The sequence below is a fragment of the Nocardia sp. NPDC051756 genome, from assembly GCF_040681495.1.
Lineage (GTDB): Bacteria > Actinomycetota > Actinomycetes > Mycobacteriales > Mycobacteriaceae > Nocardia.
On record NZ_JBFAYV010000001.1, the window covers coordinates 645707 to 661861 of the forward strand.

Here is a 16155-nt window from a genome sequence, read left to right on the forward strand (position 1 = left end):
CGGCGGCAGCAGGTGCCCCGATCCGAACCCGAGCCGGGCTGACGGCGAGGGCGCTTGGGGTAGTGCGGGTTTCGTGACCCGGCGGGAGGTGCCCGCCGAGTGCACACGATCCGCGGCTCGGCACCTCCGCCAGGGCGAGGAGGAGGTGCCGAGCGTCAGCGAACGGCCGAGACGATCAGCGCACGGCGGTCGCGGCGGCGACCATGTTGCGCAGTGACGCCTCCACCTCGGCTTGCCCGCGGGTCTTCAGACCGCAGTCCGGGTTGACCCACAGCCGTTCGGCGGGAACGGCTTTCAGCGCCGCGCGCAGCGAGGTGGTGATCTCCTCCACGCTGGGCACCCGCGGCGAGTGGATGTCGTAGACACCCGGCCCGACGCCGAGGTCGAAGCCCGCCGCGTTGAGGTCGTCGAGCACCTCCATCCGCGAACGGGCCGCCTCGATCGAGGTCACGTCGGCGTCCAGCCCGGCGATCGCGTCGATCACCTCGCCGAACTCCGAGTAGCACAGGTGGGTGTGCACCTGGGTGGCATCCGAGACGCCGGAGGTGGCGACCCGGAACGACTGCACCGACCAGTCGAGGTAGGCCTGCTGATCGGCCTTGCGCAGCGGAAGCAGCTCGCGCAGCGCCGGCTCGTCGACCTGGATGATCCGGATGCCCGCGGCCTGCAGGTCCACCGTCTCGTCCCGGATGGCCAGCGCGACCTGCCGCGCCGAGTCGCCGAGCGGCTGATCGTCGCGGACGAACGACCAGGCCAGGATGGTGACCGGCCCGGTGAGCATGCCCTTGACCGGCTTGTCGGTCAGCGACTGGGCGTAGCTGCTCCAGTCGACGGTCATCGGCGTCGGCCGCTTGACGTCGCCGAACAGGATCGGCGGCCGCACGCAGCGCGAACCGTAGGACTGCACCCAGCCCAGCTCGGTGGCGGCGAAGCCGTCGAGCTGTTCGGCGAAGTACTGCACCATGTCGTTGCGCTCGGGCTCGCCGTGCACCAGCACGTCCAGGCCCAGCTTCTCTTGCAGCGCAATCACATCGGCGACCTCGGCGCGCATCCGGCGGACGTACTCCGCCTCGTCGATCTCGCCCTTGGTGAACGCGGCCCTGGCCAGCCGGATGGCCGAGGTCTGCGGGTAGGAGCCGATGGTGGTGGTCGGCAGCGTCGGCAGCTGGAGCCGTTCCTGCTGCAACACCCGGCGCTCGTCGGCGGGGGCGCGCCGGATCGCGTCCGGGCCGAGCGCCGCCAGCTTGTCCCGCACCTGCGCGTCGTTCAGTCGCGGGTCGCTGTGCCGGGTCGCCAATGCCGCACGGGTGTCGGCCAATTCGGCGCCGATCGCCTCGGTGCCCGCGGCCAGCGCGGTGGCCAGCAGCCGGACCTCGGCCACCTTCTCGGTGCCGAACGCCAGCCACGAGCGCAGCCGCTCGTCCAGCTTGGTCTCCGCGGCCAGCGTGTACGGCACGTGCAGCAGCGAGCAAGAGGTCGAAACCGCCACCGACGCAGCCGAACCCAGCAGCGTGCCCAGGGTGGACAGCACGGCGTCGAGGTCGGCGCGCCAGACGTTGCGCCCGTCGACCACGCCCGCCACCAGCAGCTTGCTCGCCAGCGCTGGCACCCCGGCCACATCGGAAACGGTGGTGCCGGAGGTGAAGTCGAGCGCGATGCCCTCGATGTCGGTGCCCGCCAACGCGGTCAGCGCGGCATCGGTGTGGCCGAAGTAGGTCGCCACCACGATCGCCGGCCGCTCGGACGCCGCGGACAGCTCCGTGTAAGTGCTTCGCACCAGGGCGAGTTCGTCGTCGGTGAGGTCGGTGACCAGCACCGGCTCATCGATCTGCACCCAGCCGACGCCGGCCTCGGCCAGCTGCCCGAGCAGGTCGCGGTAGAGCGGAACCAGCTCGGCGAGCCGGTCCAGCGGCGCGCCGCCGGTGGCCTTGGCCAGCTCGAGGAAGGTGATCGGGCCGACCACCACCGGGCGAGCGGGCGCGCCGAGCGCCAGCGCCTCGCGCACCTCGTCGAGCAGTTTCTCCGGGTTCAGCGCGAACACGGTGTCCTGGTCGATTTCCGGGACCAGGTAGTGGTAGTTGGTGTCGAACCACTTGGTCATCTCCAGCGGTTCGACCGTCTCGTTGCCGCGCGCGGCGGCGAAATACCGGTCCAGCGGATCGGCGATCCCGGCCACCCGCGGCGGCAGCGCGCCGAGCAGCAGGGCGGTGTCGAGCACCTGGTCGTAGTACGAGAAGGTGCCGACCGGGATCGAATCCAGGCCTGCGGCAAGTAATTCGGTGATCTGGGCGTGGCGCAGGTCGCGCGCGACAGTATGGAGCTGCTCGGCGTCGATCTTGCCTGCCCAGTAGGCCTCGGTGGCCCGCTTGAGCTCACGCCGCGGTCCGACCCTAGGTAGCCCGAGAACCGTTGCGGTGAACGGTGTCTGATTTACAACAGTCACGTTGTCTCTCCAGTGCTGGTGTCGTGGGCCGTCGCCATACGGGCCACGCGGCTACCGGAGACAGGTCAGGAGATTCCGACAACAGAGCCCCGACGCATCACGTACTGGTAGAACCGCGCGCCCAGATCCACGAGGCGGTGGCCGTCGGATACGGCGTACCCGACACGGCTGGCAGGTCTTCGGACTCACAGGCACCGGCCTCTCGGCCGACCTACTGGCCGTCGCTTCCCGGGCCTTGCACCCAGTGCGTGTGACGGCGGTCGTTCCTGCTTACCGCTGCGGGACAGTCCCGGATTCCCACCGGGTTCCCTCTCGCCCGACCGCCCTTTCGGGGCGGCCGAACTCGGCTCCGCGACACGACGACGGGGCTCCATCTCGTACGCGCGCGGTGAACCAGCTGCACCCACCAGCATAGGGGGCGCGACGGGTGCGTGGTGGGGCCGGGCGGAGAAGTCGGCGAAGGCCGATCGGCTCGGCGCCGCTGTTTGGTCATCTGTCCAAGTCTGTGAGGAAGCCCACGGAAGTTCGGTGTGGCCCGAATTTCCTATTTATGTCTAAGGTTGTCTTCCTCGGGGGAGGGCTCCGGCGTGGGGATCGATAGCAGGAGTGCTTGTGGTAACTGAACGGTCGGTATCGATCGTCATTCCAACGTACATCGGGACGGCCGAGGGCCGTGACCTCCTGGATGTGCAACTCGACGCCTTGACACGTCAAGATTATCGGGGTGAATTCGACGTTTTAATAGCCGACAACGGCTCACCTGTCGATGTGCAGGCTCATATTGAAAGCCACGCGGCGAGGGATCGGCTGGGACTCCGATATGTTGACGCGTCAGGTACCTCGGGTGCCGCGTTTGCACGAAATGTCGGAGCCGGGCAGGCAACCGGTGAGACGTTGCTGTTCTGTGATCACGACGACCGCGCGCACCCGAATTGGATCAGCCGCATGGTCGGATTCCTGGACGAGGGCTACGACCTCACTTGTTCTGCGATCGAGGGCGATTCGCTCAACGCGGAGCACCCGCGGCACGTCGCCAACATCCCGGCGCCTGACCAATTCCAGCCACCTGGCGTTTATGCGCCTGTGATCGTCGGGACGAGCATGGCGTGCCGTGCCGAGGTCTATCGTAAGCTCGGCGGACAAGATGTCAGCTACGCTGCAAACGAGGATCTGGAATTCGGCTGGCGCGCGCATCGTGAGGGGTACCGGCTCGGCTATCTCGCCGAGGCGCTCGTCGCCTATCGGTATCGCCAGGGCTTCCGGCCCGGCTATCGGCAAGGCCGTAGCAGAGGAATCGGTCTGGCGCGGCTGCATGCCGAATTTCCGAAGAATGGTTTACCCGAGATTCATCTGCCGGAAGTTATGTTACGGATGATTCGGCTTCCTTTTACCCGCGGATTAGTTCCGGAGGAACGCGGATTGATGATCGGCCTCGCGGTCGGTCAGTTCCGCGGCGGGCTCCGGTATCGCACGATGCACTGGATCTGAGGATGTGACGGCCCGATGAACGGATCTTCGCAACGCTGCTAGACCGCGTTGTGAAGATGCTTGCGAAGGGGCCTTCCGTGTCTGTGAGGGCGGTGGGTCCGGGTACCTTAGGCCAATGTTCACGAAAGTCTTGGTAGCCAACCGCGGCGAGATCGCCATCAGGGCCTTTCGCGCGGCCTACGAACTCGGCGTGGGGACGGTCGCCGTCTTCCCGTACGAGGACCGCAACTCGGTCCATCGGACGAAGGCCGCCGAGTCCTACCAGATCGGCGAGGAGGGGCACCCGGTCCGGGCGTACCTGTCGATCGACGCGATCATCGACGCGGCCAAGTCCGCGGGCGCCGACGCCGTCTACCCGGGATACGGCTTCCTGTCCGAGAATCCGGATCTGGCGGCTGCCTGCGCCCGCGAGGGCATCACCTTCATCGGTCCGTCCGCCGAGGTGCTCGAGCTCGCGGGCAACAAGGCGCGCGCGATCGCGGCGGCCAAGGCGGCCGGGCTGCCGGTGCTGCGCTCCAGCGCGCCGTCCGCCGACGTGGACGAGTTGCTCGCCGCGTCGCACGAGCTGGACTATCCGATCTTCGTCAAGGCGGTGGCCGGCGGTGGCGGGCGCGGCATGCGCCGGGTCGCCGACGCCGAGCACCTGCGCGAGTCCATCGAGGCCGCGTCGCGCGAGGCCGAGTCGGCGTTCGGCGATCCGACCGTCTTCCTCGAGCAGGCCGTGGTGAACCCGCGCCACATCGAGGTGCAGATCCTGGCCGATCAGCACGGCAACGTGATGCACCTGTTCGAGCGCGACTGCTCGGTGCAGCGCAGGCACCAGAAGGTGATCGAGCTCGCGCCCGCGCCGAACCTGGATCCCGAACTGCGCGAACGCATCTGCGCCGACGCCGTGGCCTTCGCCAAGGAGATCGGTTACAGCTGCGCGGGCACCGTCGAGTTCCTGCTCGACGAGCGCGGCAACCACGTCTTCATCGAGATGAACCCGCGCATCCAGGTCGAGCACACGGTGACCGAGGAGATCACCGACGTCGATCTGGTGCAGTCGCAGCTGCGCATCGCGGCGGGGGAGACCCTCGAACAGCTCGGCCTCAGCCAGGACACGGTCAGCATCCGCGGCGCCGCGATGCAGTGCCGGATCACCACCGAGGACCCGAACAACGGCTTCCGCCCCGACACCGGCCGGATCACCGCCTACCGCACGCCCGGCGGCGCGGGCATCCGCCTGGACGGCGGGGCCAACCTCGGCGCGGAGATCGGCGCCTACTTCGATTCGATGCTGGTGAAGCTCACCTGCCGCGGGCGCGACTTTCCCGCCGCGGTCTCGCGGGCCCAGCGCGCGCTGGCGGAGTTCCGAATTCGCGGTGTCACCACCAACATTCCGTTCCTGCTAGCGGTGCTCGACGATCCGGACTTCCGGGCCGGGCGGGTCACCACGTCGTTCATCGACGAGCGGCCGGAGCTGCTCAACCAGCGCGGTTCGGCGGACCGCGGGACCAAGATCCTCACGTATCTGGCCGATGTCACGGTGAACAAGCCGCATGGGGAGCGGCCGACGACGGTGTATCCGCATGACAAGCTGCCGGCGATCGATCTGTCGGTGGCTCCGCCGCACGGTTCGCGGCAGCGGTTGTTGCAGCTCGGGCCCGAGGGTTTCGCGCAGGCGTTGCGGGCGCAGAAGGCGGTGGGGGTCACGGACACGACGTTCCGTGACGCGCATCAGTCGTTGTTGGCGACTCGGGTGCGGACCAATGGCCTGCTCGGTGTTGCCGGACACGTCGCGCGGATGACGCCGGAGTTGTTGTCGATCGAGGCGTGGGGTGGCGCGACTTACGATGTGGCGCTGCGGTTCCTGTACGAGGACCCGTGGGAGCGGTTGGCGGCGTTGCGCGAAGCGGTGCCGAACATCTGTTTGCAGATGCTGCTGCGTGGCCGGAACACGGTGGGCTACACGCCGTATCCGGAGCAGGTGACGCGGGCGTTCGTGTCCGAGGCGACCGCTACCGGGATCGATATCTTCCGAATCTTCGACGCGCTCAACAACGTTGATCAGATGCGGCCGGCGATCGATGCGGTACGCGAAACCGGTACCGCCATCGCCGAAGTCGCGATGAGCTACACCGGGGACCTGGCCAACCCGGACGAAACCCTTTACACCCTGGACTATTACCTCAAGCTCGCCGAGCAGATGGTCGATGCCGGTGCGCACATCCTCGCCATCAAGGACATGGCCGGACTCCTGCGTGCCCCCGCGGCCGCCAAACTGGTGACCGCACTGCGCAGCAACTTCGACCTGCCCGTGCATGTCCACACTCACGACACCCCGGGCGGGCAGCTCGCGACCTACCTTGCCGCGTGGCAGGCCGGTGCGGACGCGGTCGATGGTGCGAGTGCGGCGATGGCCGGAACAACCAGTCAGCCAGCGCTTTCCGCGATCGTCGCCGCGGCAGCGCACAGCGACTACGACACCGGATTGAACTTGCAGAACGTGTGCGATCTGGAACCGTATTGGGAAACCCTGCGCAAGGTGTACAAGCCCTTCGAGTCCGGGTTGCCCGCACCGACCGGACGCGTCTACACCCACGAAATCCCCGGCGGGCAGCTGTCGAACCTGCGCCAGCAAGCCATCGCCCTCGGCCTGGGTGACCGGTTCGAGGAAGTCGAAGCCAAATACGCTGCCGCGGACCGTCTTCTGGGTCGTTTGATCAAGGTCACCCCGTCCTCGAAGGTCGTCGGTGACCTCGCCCTCGCCCTGGTCGGTACCGGTGTCGAGATCGAAGACTTCGCCGCCGACCCCGGCCGCTACGACATCCCGGATTCGGTGATCGGTTTCCTGCGTGGGGAACTCGGCACCCCCGCCGGTGGCTGGCCTGAACCGTTCCGCAGTCGCGCCCTGGCCGGACGCGGTGCGGCCAAGCCCGAAACTCCGCTCACCGCAGCCGATGAGGCCGGTCTTGCGGGTACGTCGGACGAGCGTCGCGCGACGCTGAACCGTCTGCTGTTCCCCGCTCCCACCGCCGAATTCAACGCCCACCGCGAAAAGTACGGCGACACCATGGGCCTGTCGGCGAACCAGTTCTTCTACGGCCTGCGCCACGGCGAAGAGCACCGCGTCCAACTGGAGAAGGGTGTCACCCTCCTCATCGGCCTCGAAGCCATCTCCGAGCCCGACGAACGCGGCATGCGCACCGTCATGTGCATCCTCAACGGCCAACTCCGCCCGGTCGCCGTCCGCGACCGCTCCATCGCCAGCGAAATTCCGGCCGCGGAGAAGGCGGACAAGGGCAACGCAGGCCACATCGCCGCCCCGTTCGCCGGCGTCGTGACCTTGGCTGTCTCCGAAGGCGATTCGATCGGGGCGGGCGACACCGTCGGCACGATCGAGGCGATGAAGATGGAGGCCGCCATCACCGCGCCGCGGGCGGGCACCGTCGGCCGGGTCGCGATCGGTCAGGTGCAGCAGGTCGAAGGCGGCGACCTGCTGATCGAGCTGGCCGTGCGCGAGTCCGAATGACCCGGATCGTCGCCGGAACGGCAGGCGGGCGGCGGCTACGGGTGCCGCCCGCCGGCACCCGCCCGACCTCCGACCGGGTGCGCGAGGCCGTGTTCAGCGCGCTCGACGCGCGGATCGACTTCGACGGCATCCGGGTGCTCGACCTGTACGCGGGCTCGGGCGCACTCGGTTTGGAGGCGTTGTCCCGCGGCGCCGCCCACGCGCTGCTGGTCGAGGCCGATCGCAAGGCGGCCGAGGTCGTGCGCGGCAACATCGCCGATGTCGGGCTGCCCGGCGCGGAACTGCGCGTGGCGACCGTGGCCAGCGTGCTGGCGCTGGGCGGTGCGGGCGAATTCGACCTGGTCCTGTCCGACCCGCCGTACGCCGTCGAGATCGACGCGGTGCTCGGCGATCTGCGGGCGCTGGCCGACGGCTGGTTGCGGCCCGACGCCCTGGTCGTGGTCGAGCGGGCGCGCCGGTCGCCGGAAATCGAATGGCCGGCGGGTTATTCGGCGATGAAGCCGCGCAAGTACGGCGAAACCCGGATCGAGATGGCGACTTTCGGCTGACCGTGTGGTCTCGAGCACCCTCGGTGCCGCCCGCGCGGTCCCGCAGGATAGCGTCTGACCATGGCAGGAGCATTGTGCCCCGGGTCCTTCGACCCCGTGACCAACGGTCACATCGACGTCTTCGCGCGGGCCGCGGCCCAGTTCGACGAGGTCGTTGTCACCGTCAATATCAACAAGAACAAGCAGGGCATGTTCACCGTCGACGAGCGCATGGAGATGCTGCGCGAGGCGACCGCGCACCTGCCCAACATCCGGGTGGAATCGTGGTACGGCCTGACCGTCGACTTCGCCAGGGAACAGGGCATCACGGCCATCGTGAAGGGCCTGCGCGACGCGACCGACTTCGGTTACGAGATGCAGATGGCCCAGATGAACAAGAAGCTCTCCGGGGTCGACACCTTCTTCATCGCCACCAACCCCGCCCTCAGCTTCCTGTCCAGCTCCTTGGTCAAGGAGGTGGCGACCTTCGGCGGCGACGTCACCGACATGCTGCCCCCGTCCGTGCACAAGCGCCTGCTCGCCCGGCTCGCCGAACGCAAGAGCTGACCTCGAACGTAAATCAGCCCCGGTCCCAACGGCATTGGGACCGGGGCTGATTCCCCTCACTCGACGAGGTTCAGAAAACCAGACCGCGCAGGGCCAGGAAGCGCATGCCGCCGACGACCGCGGTGATGCCGAGGATGGCCGTCGCCTCCGCGGTGCCGCCGATGGTCGGGGCCCAGACGTCCAGGGCCGCCAGTCCGGCGGTGGTGATGGCGAGCCCGACCAGGGCCAGGCCGCCGCCTTCCCACTGTGCGGTGAACCAGCCGACTCGGCCGCTTGCGTGGAAGGTGAGCTGGCGGTGCAGCTCGTTGGCGATCACCGTGCTGACGATCGAGCCGACCACGTTGGCCAGCAGCGGGCCGATGCCGTGCATCGCGAAGAACAGCAGCACGTAGGCGATATTGCTGGAGCCGCCGACCAGCGCGAACCGGATCAGCTGGGCGAAGGCGCGGTCGCCGCGCAGGTAGGCCATCAACTGCTCGAACCGCGCGGACACCGGTGGTGCCGTCAGCACCGGGTACGGGCCTACCCACGGCATGAAGTAGCTGGTGGTGCTAACTCCCGCCGATCTCTGTAGATCCAGAACAGTCATGGTCTTTCCGATCGAACATGAGCCTTTGCTGGGGACAACAGCGACGGTGATCGCTTCCTTCCCACCGACTCTTGATAGGTTCCGCTTGTACGATGTGTTCAGCATCTACTGAACATTCGGAACCTGTCAACACTCGGCGGACCGGCTGGGCCCTTCCCTCTGGCTTCCTCAATCCCGCGGTCCCGGTGGGGGCCGCGCTCGGGATGAAGACCTTGTCGATCTTCCTATTGACGATAACACGAAGCGGAGACAGATCCTCCACTTGATTTGTGTGGCGTACGAGACACTGCGACGACACACCGGAGGGTGACTCGGCACAGGCCGTGATGAGGGGCACACTGGGGCTCGGCGGACAGTTCGCCATAGAGTCGTAGGAGAGTGGGGTAGTCAGCATGTATCGCGTATTCGAAGCCCTCGACGAGCTGGTCGCCATCGTCGAGGAGGCGCGTGGCATCCCGCCGACCCGCAGTTGCATCGTGCCGCGCGGCGACGTGCTCGAACTGCTCGACGACGTGCGCGACGCACTCCCGGGCGAGCTCGACGATGCCCAGGACGTGCTCGACATCCGGGACAAGATCGTCTCGGACGCCCGTTCCGCCGCCGAAGTGACGGTGACCAGCGCCAACGAGCAGGCCGGCCACACCATCGGGTCGGCGCGGGAAGAAGCCGACCGGATCCTCGCCGATGCCAAGGCGCACGCCGACCGGATGGTCGCCGAGGCGAGCGCGCACGCCGATCATCTGGTCAGCACCGCGCAGGCCGAGGCCGACCGGGTCGTCGCCGACGGCAACGCCGAGTTCGAGGCGGTCACCGGCCGGGCCCGGCTGGAATCCGAGCGAATGATCGAGGCGGGCAAGGCTTCCTACGATCGTTCCGTGGCCGAGGGCGAGGCCGAGCGCGATCGCCTGGTGGCGCAGACCGAGGTGGTGCGCGCCGCGCACGCCGAATCCGCTCGCGTGATCGACGGCGCACACGCCGAGTCCGACCGGATGCGCGAGGAATGCGACGTCTACGTCGACTCCAAGCTCGCCGACTTCGAGGAGACCCTGAGCAACACCCTGCGCACCGTCGGCCGCGGCCGCCACCAGCTCCGCTCCGGCGCGGGCGCACCCGACTACGCGGCGGACTACCGGCGCTGAGCTGCGGCCGGCATTTGGGCCGAAACGAACCCTCGCGTATCGTGGTGTGGTTGCCCATTCCCCTCGATAGTGAAGTGAGTTCGTGATGTCCGCCGGTTCCAGTTCTGCCCCGCGTAAAGGCTCGGTCGCGCGCCGAGAGCCCGACGCGGCCTTCGTGCTGGATGTACGCAGTCTCGGCCGCCGGGCCGGAACGATGCGTGAGTTCCAGCGCACCATCACCACTGTCGAGCGGATCGGGCTCGATCTCATCGCGGTGCCGGTGGGCGTCGAACTCGACCTCGACCTGCAATTGCAGGCGGTGTCCGAGGGCGTGCTGGTCACCGGGACGGCGAGCGCGCCGATCGAGGGCGAGTGCTCGCGCTGCCTGGAGCCGTTCACCGACACGGTGAGTGTGTACATCACCGAGCTGTTCGCCTACCCGAACAGCACGACCGAGCAGACCACCGATGACGACGACTCCTACCGCATGGTCGACGACACCATCGACCTCGAACCGGTGATCATCGACGCGGTCGGCATCGAGCTTCCGTTGCAGCCGCTGTGCACTCCCGACTGCGCCGGACTGTGCGCCGAATGCGGCGTCCGGATGGCGATTGCGGGATCCGAGCACTCGCATGAGATACTTGACCCTCGCTGGGCCGGGCTGGCGAAATTCGCCACTGCATCGCCCGGCAACGGCAGCCCCGACCAGGGTGCGGCCACAGCAGCAGACCAGTCAGCCGAAATGGCAAGCAATATGACAGAGGAGAAGTAGTCGTGGCCGTTCCCAAGCGCCGGATGTCCCGTTCCAACACCAGGTCGCGGCGCAGCCAGTGGAAGGCCACCGCGCCGACCCTGATCACCTGCCCGAACCGCGCCTGCGGCGAGAAGACCCTGCCGCACATCGCGTGCCCCTCCTGCGGCACCTACAAGGGCCGTCAGGTCACAGCAGCTGTCTAACAGTTCAATCTGTCGTACCGACGTGACCGACGAACCCGACTCGTCCGGTGGACACGCGAGCTTGCTCGCGGCGCTCGGCGTCGAGGTGCAGCCGGAGCTGCTGCGCCTGGCGCTGACGCACCGGTCCTACGCATATGAGAACGGCGGCCTGCCGACCAACGAGCGCCTGGAATTCCTGGGCGACTCCGTGCTCGGTCTGAGCATCACCGAGCGGCTTTACCACGAGCACCCGGACAAGTCCGAGGGCGAACTGGCGAAGCTGCGGGCGAGCGTGGTGAACATGCACGCGCTCGCCGAGGTGGCGCGTCAGCTCGGCGAGGGCGGCCTCGGCGTGCACCTGCTGCTCGGCAAGGGCGAAGAGCTCACCGGCGGCCGGGACAAGCCGAGCATCCTCGCCGACGGCATGGAGTCGCTGCTCGGTGCGGTGCACCTGGAGCACGGCATCGACGTCGCGCGCGAGGTGGTGCTGCGGCTGTTCGCCGACCTGCTCGAGCGCGGTCCCCGCATGGGGGCCGGCCTCGACTGGAAGACCAGCCTGCAGGAGCTCACCGCCGAACGCGCCCTCGGCGTGCCCAGCTACGAGATCACCTCGACGGGCCCCGATCACGACAAGGAATTCACCGCGACCACCGTGGTCGGCGGACGGGCCTACGGCCAGGGCGTCGGTCGCTCCAAGAAGGAAGCCGAGCAGAAGGCCGCCGGCACCGCCTACCAGGCGCTGACCGCGGAATCCTGATCGTGCCGGAGCTTCCCGAGGTAGAGGTCGTCCGGCGCGGCGTCGCCGAACACGTGGTCGGACGCGTCATCGAGTCGGTCGCGATCAGTCATCCCCGCGCGGTGCGCAACCATCTGGAAGGCGCCGCCGATCTCGCCGCCCGGCTGACCGGCCTGAAGGTCGAGTCCGCCGAGCGGCGCGGCAAATTCCTGTGGCTCACCTTCGACGAGCCGGACACCGCGCTCGTCGTGCATCTCGGTATGAGCGGGCAGATGCTGGTGCAGGACGCCGACGCACCCGTGGAAAAGCACGCGCACATCCGCGCGAGTCTCAACGACGGCACCCAGCTCCGCTTCGTCGACCAGCGCACGTTCGGCGGCTGGGCGCTCGCGCCGCTGGTCGAGGTGGATGGCACCCTGGTGCCCGAGCCGGTCGCGCACATCGCCCGCGACCCGCTGGATCCGCGCTTCGACGCCGAATTCGTGGTGGCCAGGATGCGGGCCAAGCAGGTCGACATCAAACGCCTGCTGCTCGATCAGAGCGTCATCTCCGGCATCGGCAACATCTACGCCGACGAATCCCTGTGGCGGGCAAAGCTGCACAGCCTGCGCATCGCCGCCGGGCTGTCCCGCCCCGCCCTGCGCGCCCTGATCGCCGACGCGGGCGCGGTCATGGCCGAGGCACTCGCGGCCGGCGGCACCTCGTTCGACGCGCTGTACGTGAACGTCAACGGCCAGTCCGGCTACTTCGAACGTTCGCTCGCCGTCTACGGCCGCGAAGACGAGCCGTGCCGGCGCTGCGGTGCGCCGATTCGGCGGGAAAAGTTCATGAATCGTTCCTCGTATTCTTGCCCGCGGTGCCAACCGAAGCCTCGCGTCCGTTAGCGAGGGCGAGCTACCTTTCTTGTAGGCGGTTCGGGAAGTCGGTCCGGCCGTGGAGGAAGGACACATGCGCAAGCTCACGTATTACGTAGCGTCGACCATCGACGGATACATCGCCACCGAAGAGGGATCGGTCGATTTCTTCCCGGTCGGCGGCGACCACGGGCCTGCGATCACCGCGCAATATCCCGAGACCCTGCCGACCAAGGTCCGCGAGTCGCTGGGGATCGACAAGCGCAATCGCTACTTCGACACCGTGCTGATGGGTCGCAAGACGCACGACTTCGGCGTGCGTACCGGCACCTCCAGTCCGTACGCGCATCTGAAGCAGTACGTGGTGTCCACCACGCTGCCGGAGAATCCCGATCCCGACGTCGAGCTGATCGCGTCCGATCCGCTGGCGAAGGTGCGGGAACTCAAGCGCGACAACGGTCTCGGGATCTGGTTGTGCGGTGGCGGGGAACTGGCGCAGGAATTGCTGCCGGAGATCGATCAGATCTTCCTCAAGCTGTACCCGGTCCTGCTCGGCCGGGGTAAGTCGCTGTTCGGCTCCGGACCGCGGCTGCCCGACGCGGCCAAGTTCCGGGTGATCACCAGCCGGGTGTTCGAGGACGGAGTGGCCTTCATGAAGTACAGCAGGATTCGATAACCGCTGTGGCGGACGACGATTCGATCGCCGCGGACCCGGCCGCCACGCCGGGTCCGGTGGAGGTGCTGCGCGAGATCGGCTTCTGGCTGGAACGCTCGCGGGCCGAAACGTATCGGGTCAAGGCGTACCGCCGCGCCGCCGATATCGTCGCCGAGCTGTCCGACGAGGAGCGCGAAACGCACCGCACCGCACACAGCTGGCGCGATATCGCCGGGATCGGGCCGAAGACCGCCGCGGTCATCGAACAGTCCTACGCCGGGACGGTGCCGCAGCAGCTGCTCGACCTGCGCAAGGCGGCCAAGCCGATCGGCGTGCCGGGCAAACCGCTGCGCGCTCGGCTGCGCGGCGACCTGCACACCCACTCGGACTGGTCCGACGGCGGCAGCCCGATCGCCGAGATGATGGGTGTCGCGGCCGCGCTCGGCCACGAATACTGCGCGCTGACCGATCATTCGCCGCGCCTGACCGTCGCCAACGGGCTGTCCGCCACCCGGCTGCGCAAGCAACTCGACGTGATCGCCGAACTCAACGACCGCCTGGCGCCGTTCCGTATCCTCACCGGCATCGAGGTGGACATCCTCGACGACGGCACCCTGGACCAGCAGGCCGACCTGCTCGCCGAACTCGACATCGTGGTGGCGAGCGTGCACTCGCACCTGCGCGCGGACAGCGCGACGATGACCAAGCGGATGGTCTACGCGGTGGCCGATCCCAACGTCGACGTGCTCGGCCACTGCACCGGCCGGCTGGTCGAAGGCGGGCGCGGCACCCGACCGGAGTCCACCTTCGACGCGGAGCTGGTTTTCGAGGCGTGCCGGACCTACGGCACCGCCGTCGAGATCAACAGCAGGCCGGAGCGCCGCGACCCGCCGTCGCGGCTCATCCAACTCGCGGTCGAGATGGACTGCCACTTCTCCATCGACACCGACGCGCACGCCCCCGGCCAATTGGACTGGCAGGGTTACGGTTGCGAACGCGCCCTCGCCAATGGCGTTGCGGCCGAACGGGTTATCAACACCTGGCCGCTGGCCGACCTGCTGGCCTGGACCGAGTCGCCCGGCCGGTGATGGCCGCCGGGTTAACGGTTGCCGAATAGTCCTGTCGTTCCGGCGACTTTCGCCGCTCCCGGCCGAAAATGGTGGCCAGACAGAATGTGTGGGGGTGGACGGACCGTTGGGCGACTTTCCGGTCGAAATCGTGCTGGCGCTCATCGGTATCGCGGTGCCGATCGGTGCGTTCCTGTACGAGTTCGTGTTCGTCGGGCGCAAGCGCCTCGGCTATCGCGTGCAGATGGACACGCCCGTCACCGGCGAGGTCGAGTCGGTGTTCCCCGGCGTGCTGCCGCAGCTGCGTCCCGCGCGCGACGGCGCGAGCCCGGACCTGAAGGATCTCTCGGTTGTCCTGGTGCGCATCGAGAACAGCGGCGCGACCACCATCGACACCAGCGACTACCGCGCGCCCGACCCGGCCCGCATCGGCCTGCACCTGCGGTTCCCGCAGCGCCTGGTGATCGGCATGGCGGTGACCGAACTCAGCGATCCCGGCCTGGCCGACAGCCTGGACGGCGACTCCGGCATCGCGGTGCGCGAGGACATGGCCGGGCACATCGGCGTCATCGACCTGCCCAAGGTGCCGCTGAATCGTGGTGAGCACTACAAGATCCTGGCCATCCTGCAACGCTCCGAGGGCGCGGGGGAGTACCCGGTTCCGGTGCTCACCGGCGGCATCAAGGGCGGGCGCATCCTCGAAACCCACAGCCGGACCGGCATTCCCCGAATGATGGTGGGGCTGACCATCTTTCTGGTGCTGGTCATCGCGGTTCAGCTCATCGTCGCCGCGGTCGAGCCCGCGCCGACGCCACTGGAGTGTGCCGCGGGCAAGCTCACCGTGATCGGCTCGTCGGCGTTCGCGCCGGTCGTGCAGCAGGCCGCGGATCAGTATGGAAAGCGGTGCACCGGAGCGGAATTCGCGTTCAGCTTCGAGGGCACCGAACGCGGGCTGGACCGGCTGGCCGAAACCGGCAAGGACAATTCGAGTCTGCTGGCCATCAGCGACGGATCGAAGGGACGCGGGTATCCAGGGTTGGTGCCCCGCCCGCTGGCGTTGTCGCTGTTCAGCATGATCGTCAACCAGGGCGTCGGCGTGCGGAACCTCACCGACGCGCAGATCCGCGATCTGTATCAGGGCCGGATCGGCAACTGGCGCGAGGTCGGCGGACCCGATCTCCCGGTCGTGCTGGTGAATCGGATTCCCGGTTCGGGCACCCGGAATACGTTCGAGCGCAGGCTACTCGGCCCGGGCCAGCCCGATCGGCCGCACGTGAGCTGCACCGCGATCAAGGACACGGTGATCTCCGCCGCGACGCACTGCGACGTCCAGGTGACCAAGGACATGCAGAAGGCGGTCGCCGAAATCCCCGGCGCCATCGGCTATTCCGAGTCCTCCGAGGCGGTGGACGCGGGCCTGCCGACGGTCACGATCAACGGCGTCACCGCGGGCCGCGACGCGGCGATCGATCGCACGTACCCGTTCTGGGGCGTCGAATACGCCTACAGCTACGGCGAATTGCCCGGCGACTCGCTGGCCGCCGCGTTCCTGCGCTTCCTGGTCGACCAGACCGGCAAGGACGTGCTGCGCGCGCACGGCAACGCGCCGTGCGCCGAACTGCCCGACCCGGCCCGGTGCCTCCCGGATTCCTGAACCG

General features: G+C 67.9%; 14 protein-coding genes and 1 riboswitch. Of the genes, 12 read left to right on the forward strand and 2 right to left on the reverse strand.

The genetic code is table 11. The features are described from left to right. Positions 1 to 175 precede the first annotated feature (175 nt). Positions 176 to 2443, reverse strand: coding sequence for a 5-methyltetrahydropteroyltriglutamate--homocysteine S-methyltransferase (gene metE, locus AB0M22_RS03090; RefSeq protein ID WP_364720350.1), 2268 nt, complete (start codon positions 2441 to 2443; stop codon positions 176 to 178). Between the two features lie 173 nt (positions 2444 to 2616). Next, positions 2617 to 2756: riboswitch (cobalamin riboswitch) on the reverse strand. 299 nt (positions 2757 to 3055) lie between these two features. Here metE and AB0M22_RS03095 point away from each other — a divergent pair. The 4 genes from AB0M22_RS03095 (at position 3056) to coaD (ending at position 8539) form a co-directional block, all read left to right on the forward strand. Continuing rightward, positions 3056 to 3931, forward strand: coding sequence for a glycosyltransferase family A protein (locus AB0M22_RS03095; protein ID WP_364720352.1), 876 nt, complete (start codon positions 3056 to 3058; stop codon positions 3929 to 3931). A 115-nt stretch (positions 3932 to 4046) separates the two neighbouring features. Further along, on the forward strand, positions 4047 to 7445 hold the full coding sequence (locus AB0M22_RS03100) for a pyruvate carboxylase (RefSeq protein WP_364720355.1): 3399 nt from the start codon (positions 4047 to 4049) through the stop codon (positions 7443 to 7445). Beyond that, complete coding sequence (gene rsmD, locus AB0M22_RS03105) at positions 7442 to 7993, forward strand: 16S rRNA (guanine(966)-N(2))-methyltransferase RsmD (RefSeq protein ID WP_364720357.1); 552 nt, start codon at positions 7442 to 7444, stop codon at positions 7991 to 7993. Before AB0M22_RS03100 ends, rsmD begins: the two co-directional genes overlap by 4 nt. A gap of 60 nt (positions 7994 to 8053) precedes the next feature. After that, entirely contained in the window at positions 8054 to 8539 is a 486-nt protein-coding gene (gene coaD, locus AB0M22_RS03110) for a pantetheine-phosphate adenylyltransferase (RefSeq protein ID WP_150405507.1), read from the forward strand. Between the two features lie 70 nt (positions 8540 to 8609). Here the strand turns inward: coaD and AB0M22_RS03115 are convergent, their stop codons facing one another. After that, positions 8610 to 9128 carry a GtrA family protein gene (locus AB0M22_RS03115; RefSeq protein WP_364720360.1) on the reverse strand — a complete coding sequence of 173 codons (519 nt, stop codon included), beginning with the start codon at positions 9126 to 9128 and terminating at the stop codon, positions 8610 to 8612. A 392-nt stretch (positions 9129 to 9520) separates the two neighbouring features. Here AB0M22_RS03115 and AB0M22_RS03120 point away from each other — a divergent pair, with 392 nt between their 5' ends. From AB0M22_RS03120 to AB0M22_RS03155, 8 genes are all read left to right on the forward strand, one after another. Beyond that, entirely contained in the window at positions 9521 to 10267 is a 747-nt protein-coding gene (locus AB0M22_RS03120) for a DivIVA domain-containing protein (RefSeq protein ID WP_364720363.1), read from the forward strand. Between the two features lie 85 nt (positions 10268 to 10352). Next, positions 10353 to 11021 carry a DUF177 domain-containing protein gene (locus tag AB0M22_RS03125; RefSeq protein ID WP_364720366.1) on the forward strand — a complete coding sequence of 223 codons (669 nt, stop codon included), beginning with the start codon at positions 10353 to 10355 and terminating at the stop codon, positions 11019 to 11021. 2 nt (positions 11022 to 11023) lie between these two features. Continuing rightward, positions 11024 to 11206, forward strand: a complete 183-nt coding sequence (gene rpmF, locus AB0M22_RS03130) for a 50S ribosomal protein L32 (protein WP_014987105.1) — start codon at positions 11024 to 11026, stop codon at positions 11204 to 11206. A 22-nt stretch (positions 11207 to 11228) separates the two neighbouring features. Next, positions 11229 to 11942, forward strand: a complete 714-nt coding sequence (gene rnc / locus AB0M22_RS03135; protein ID WP_364720368.1) for a ribonuclease III — start codon at positions 11229 to 11231, stop codon at positions 11940 to 11942. A 2-nt stretch (positions 11943 to 11944) separates the two neighbouring features. Then, on the forward strand, positions 11945 to 12805 hold the full coding sequence (gene mutM, locus AB0M22_RS03140) for a bifunctional DNA-formamidopyrimidine glycosylase/DNA-(apurinic or apyrimidinic site) lyase (RefSeq protein ID WP_364720371.1): 861 nt from the start codon (positions 11945 to 11947) through the stop codon (positions 12803 to 12805). 64 nt (positions 12806 to 12869) lie between these two features. Further along, on the forward strand, positions 12870 to 13451 hold the full coding sequence (locus tag AB0M22_RS03145) for a dihydrofolate reductase family protein (RefSeq protein WP_364720373.1): 582 nt from the start codon (positions 12870 to 12872) through the stop codon (positions 13449 to 13451). Between the two features lie 5 nt (positions 13452 to 13456). After that, complete coding sequence (locus tag AB0M22_RS03150) at positions 13457 to 14518, forward strand: PHP domain-containing protein (protein ID WP_364720376.1); 1062 nt, start codon at positions 13457 to 13459, stop codon at positions 14516 to 14518. Positions 14519 to 14612: 94 nt separating this feature from the next. Beyond that, positions 14613 to 16151, forward strand: a complete 1539-nt coding sequence (locus tag AB0M22_RS03155; protein ID WP_364720378.1) for a substrate-binding domain-containing protein — start codon at positions 14613 to 14615, stop codon at positions 16149 to 16151. Positions 16152 to 16155 lie beyond the last annotated feature (4 nt).

Coding starts and splice junctions, on each gene's coding strand:
- AB0M22_RS03125 (WP_364720366.1), top strand. CDS start 10,353: ATGTCCGCCGGTTCCAGTTCTGCCCCGCGTAAAGGCTCGGTCGCGCGC.
- AB0M22_RS03115 (WP_364720360.1), bottom strand. CDS start 9,128: ATGACTGTTCTGGATCTACAGAGATCGGCGGGAGTTAGCACCACCAGC.
- coaD (WP_150405507.1), top strand. CDS start 8,054: ATGGCAGGAGCATTGTGCCCCGGGTCCTTCGACCCCGTGACCAACGGT.
- AB0M22_RS03145 (WP_364720373.1), top strand. CDS start 12,870: ATGCGCAAGCTCACGTATTACGTAGCGTCGACCATCGACGGATACATC.
- rsmD (WP_364720357.1), top strand. CDS start 7,442: ATGACCCGGATCGTCGCCGGAACGGCAGGCGGGCGGCGGCTACGGGTG.
- AB0M22_RS03120 (WP_364720363.1), top strand. CDS start 9,521: ATGTATCGCGTATTCGAAGCCCTCGACGAGCTGGTCGCCATCGTCGAG.
- AB0M22_RS03100 (WP_364720355.1), top strand. CDS start 4,047: ATGTTCACGAAAGTCTTGGTAGCCAACCGCGGCGAGATCGCCATCAGG.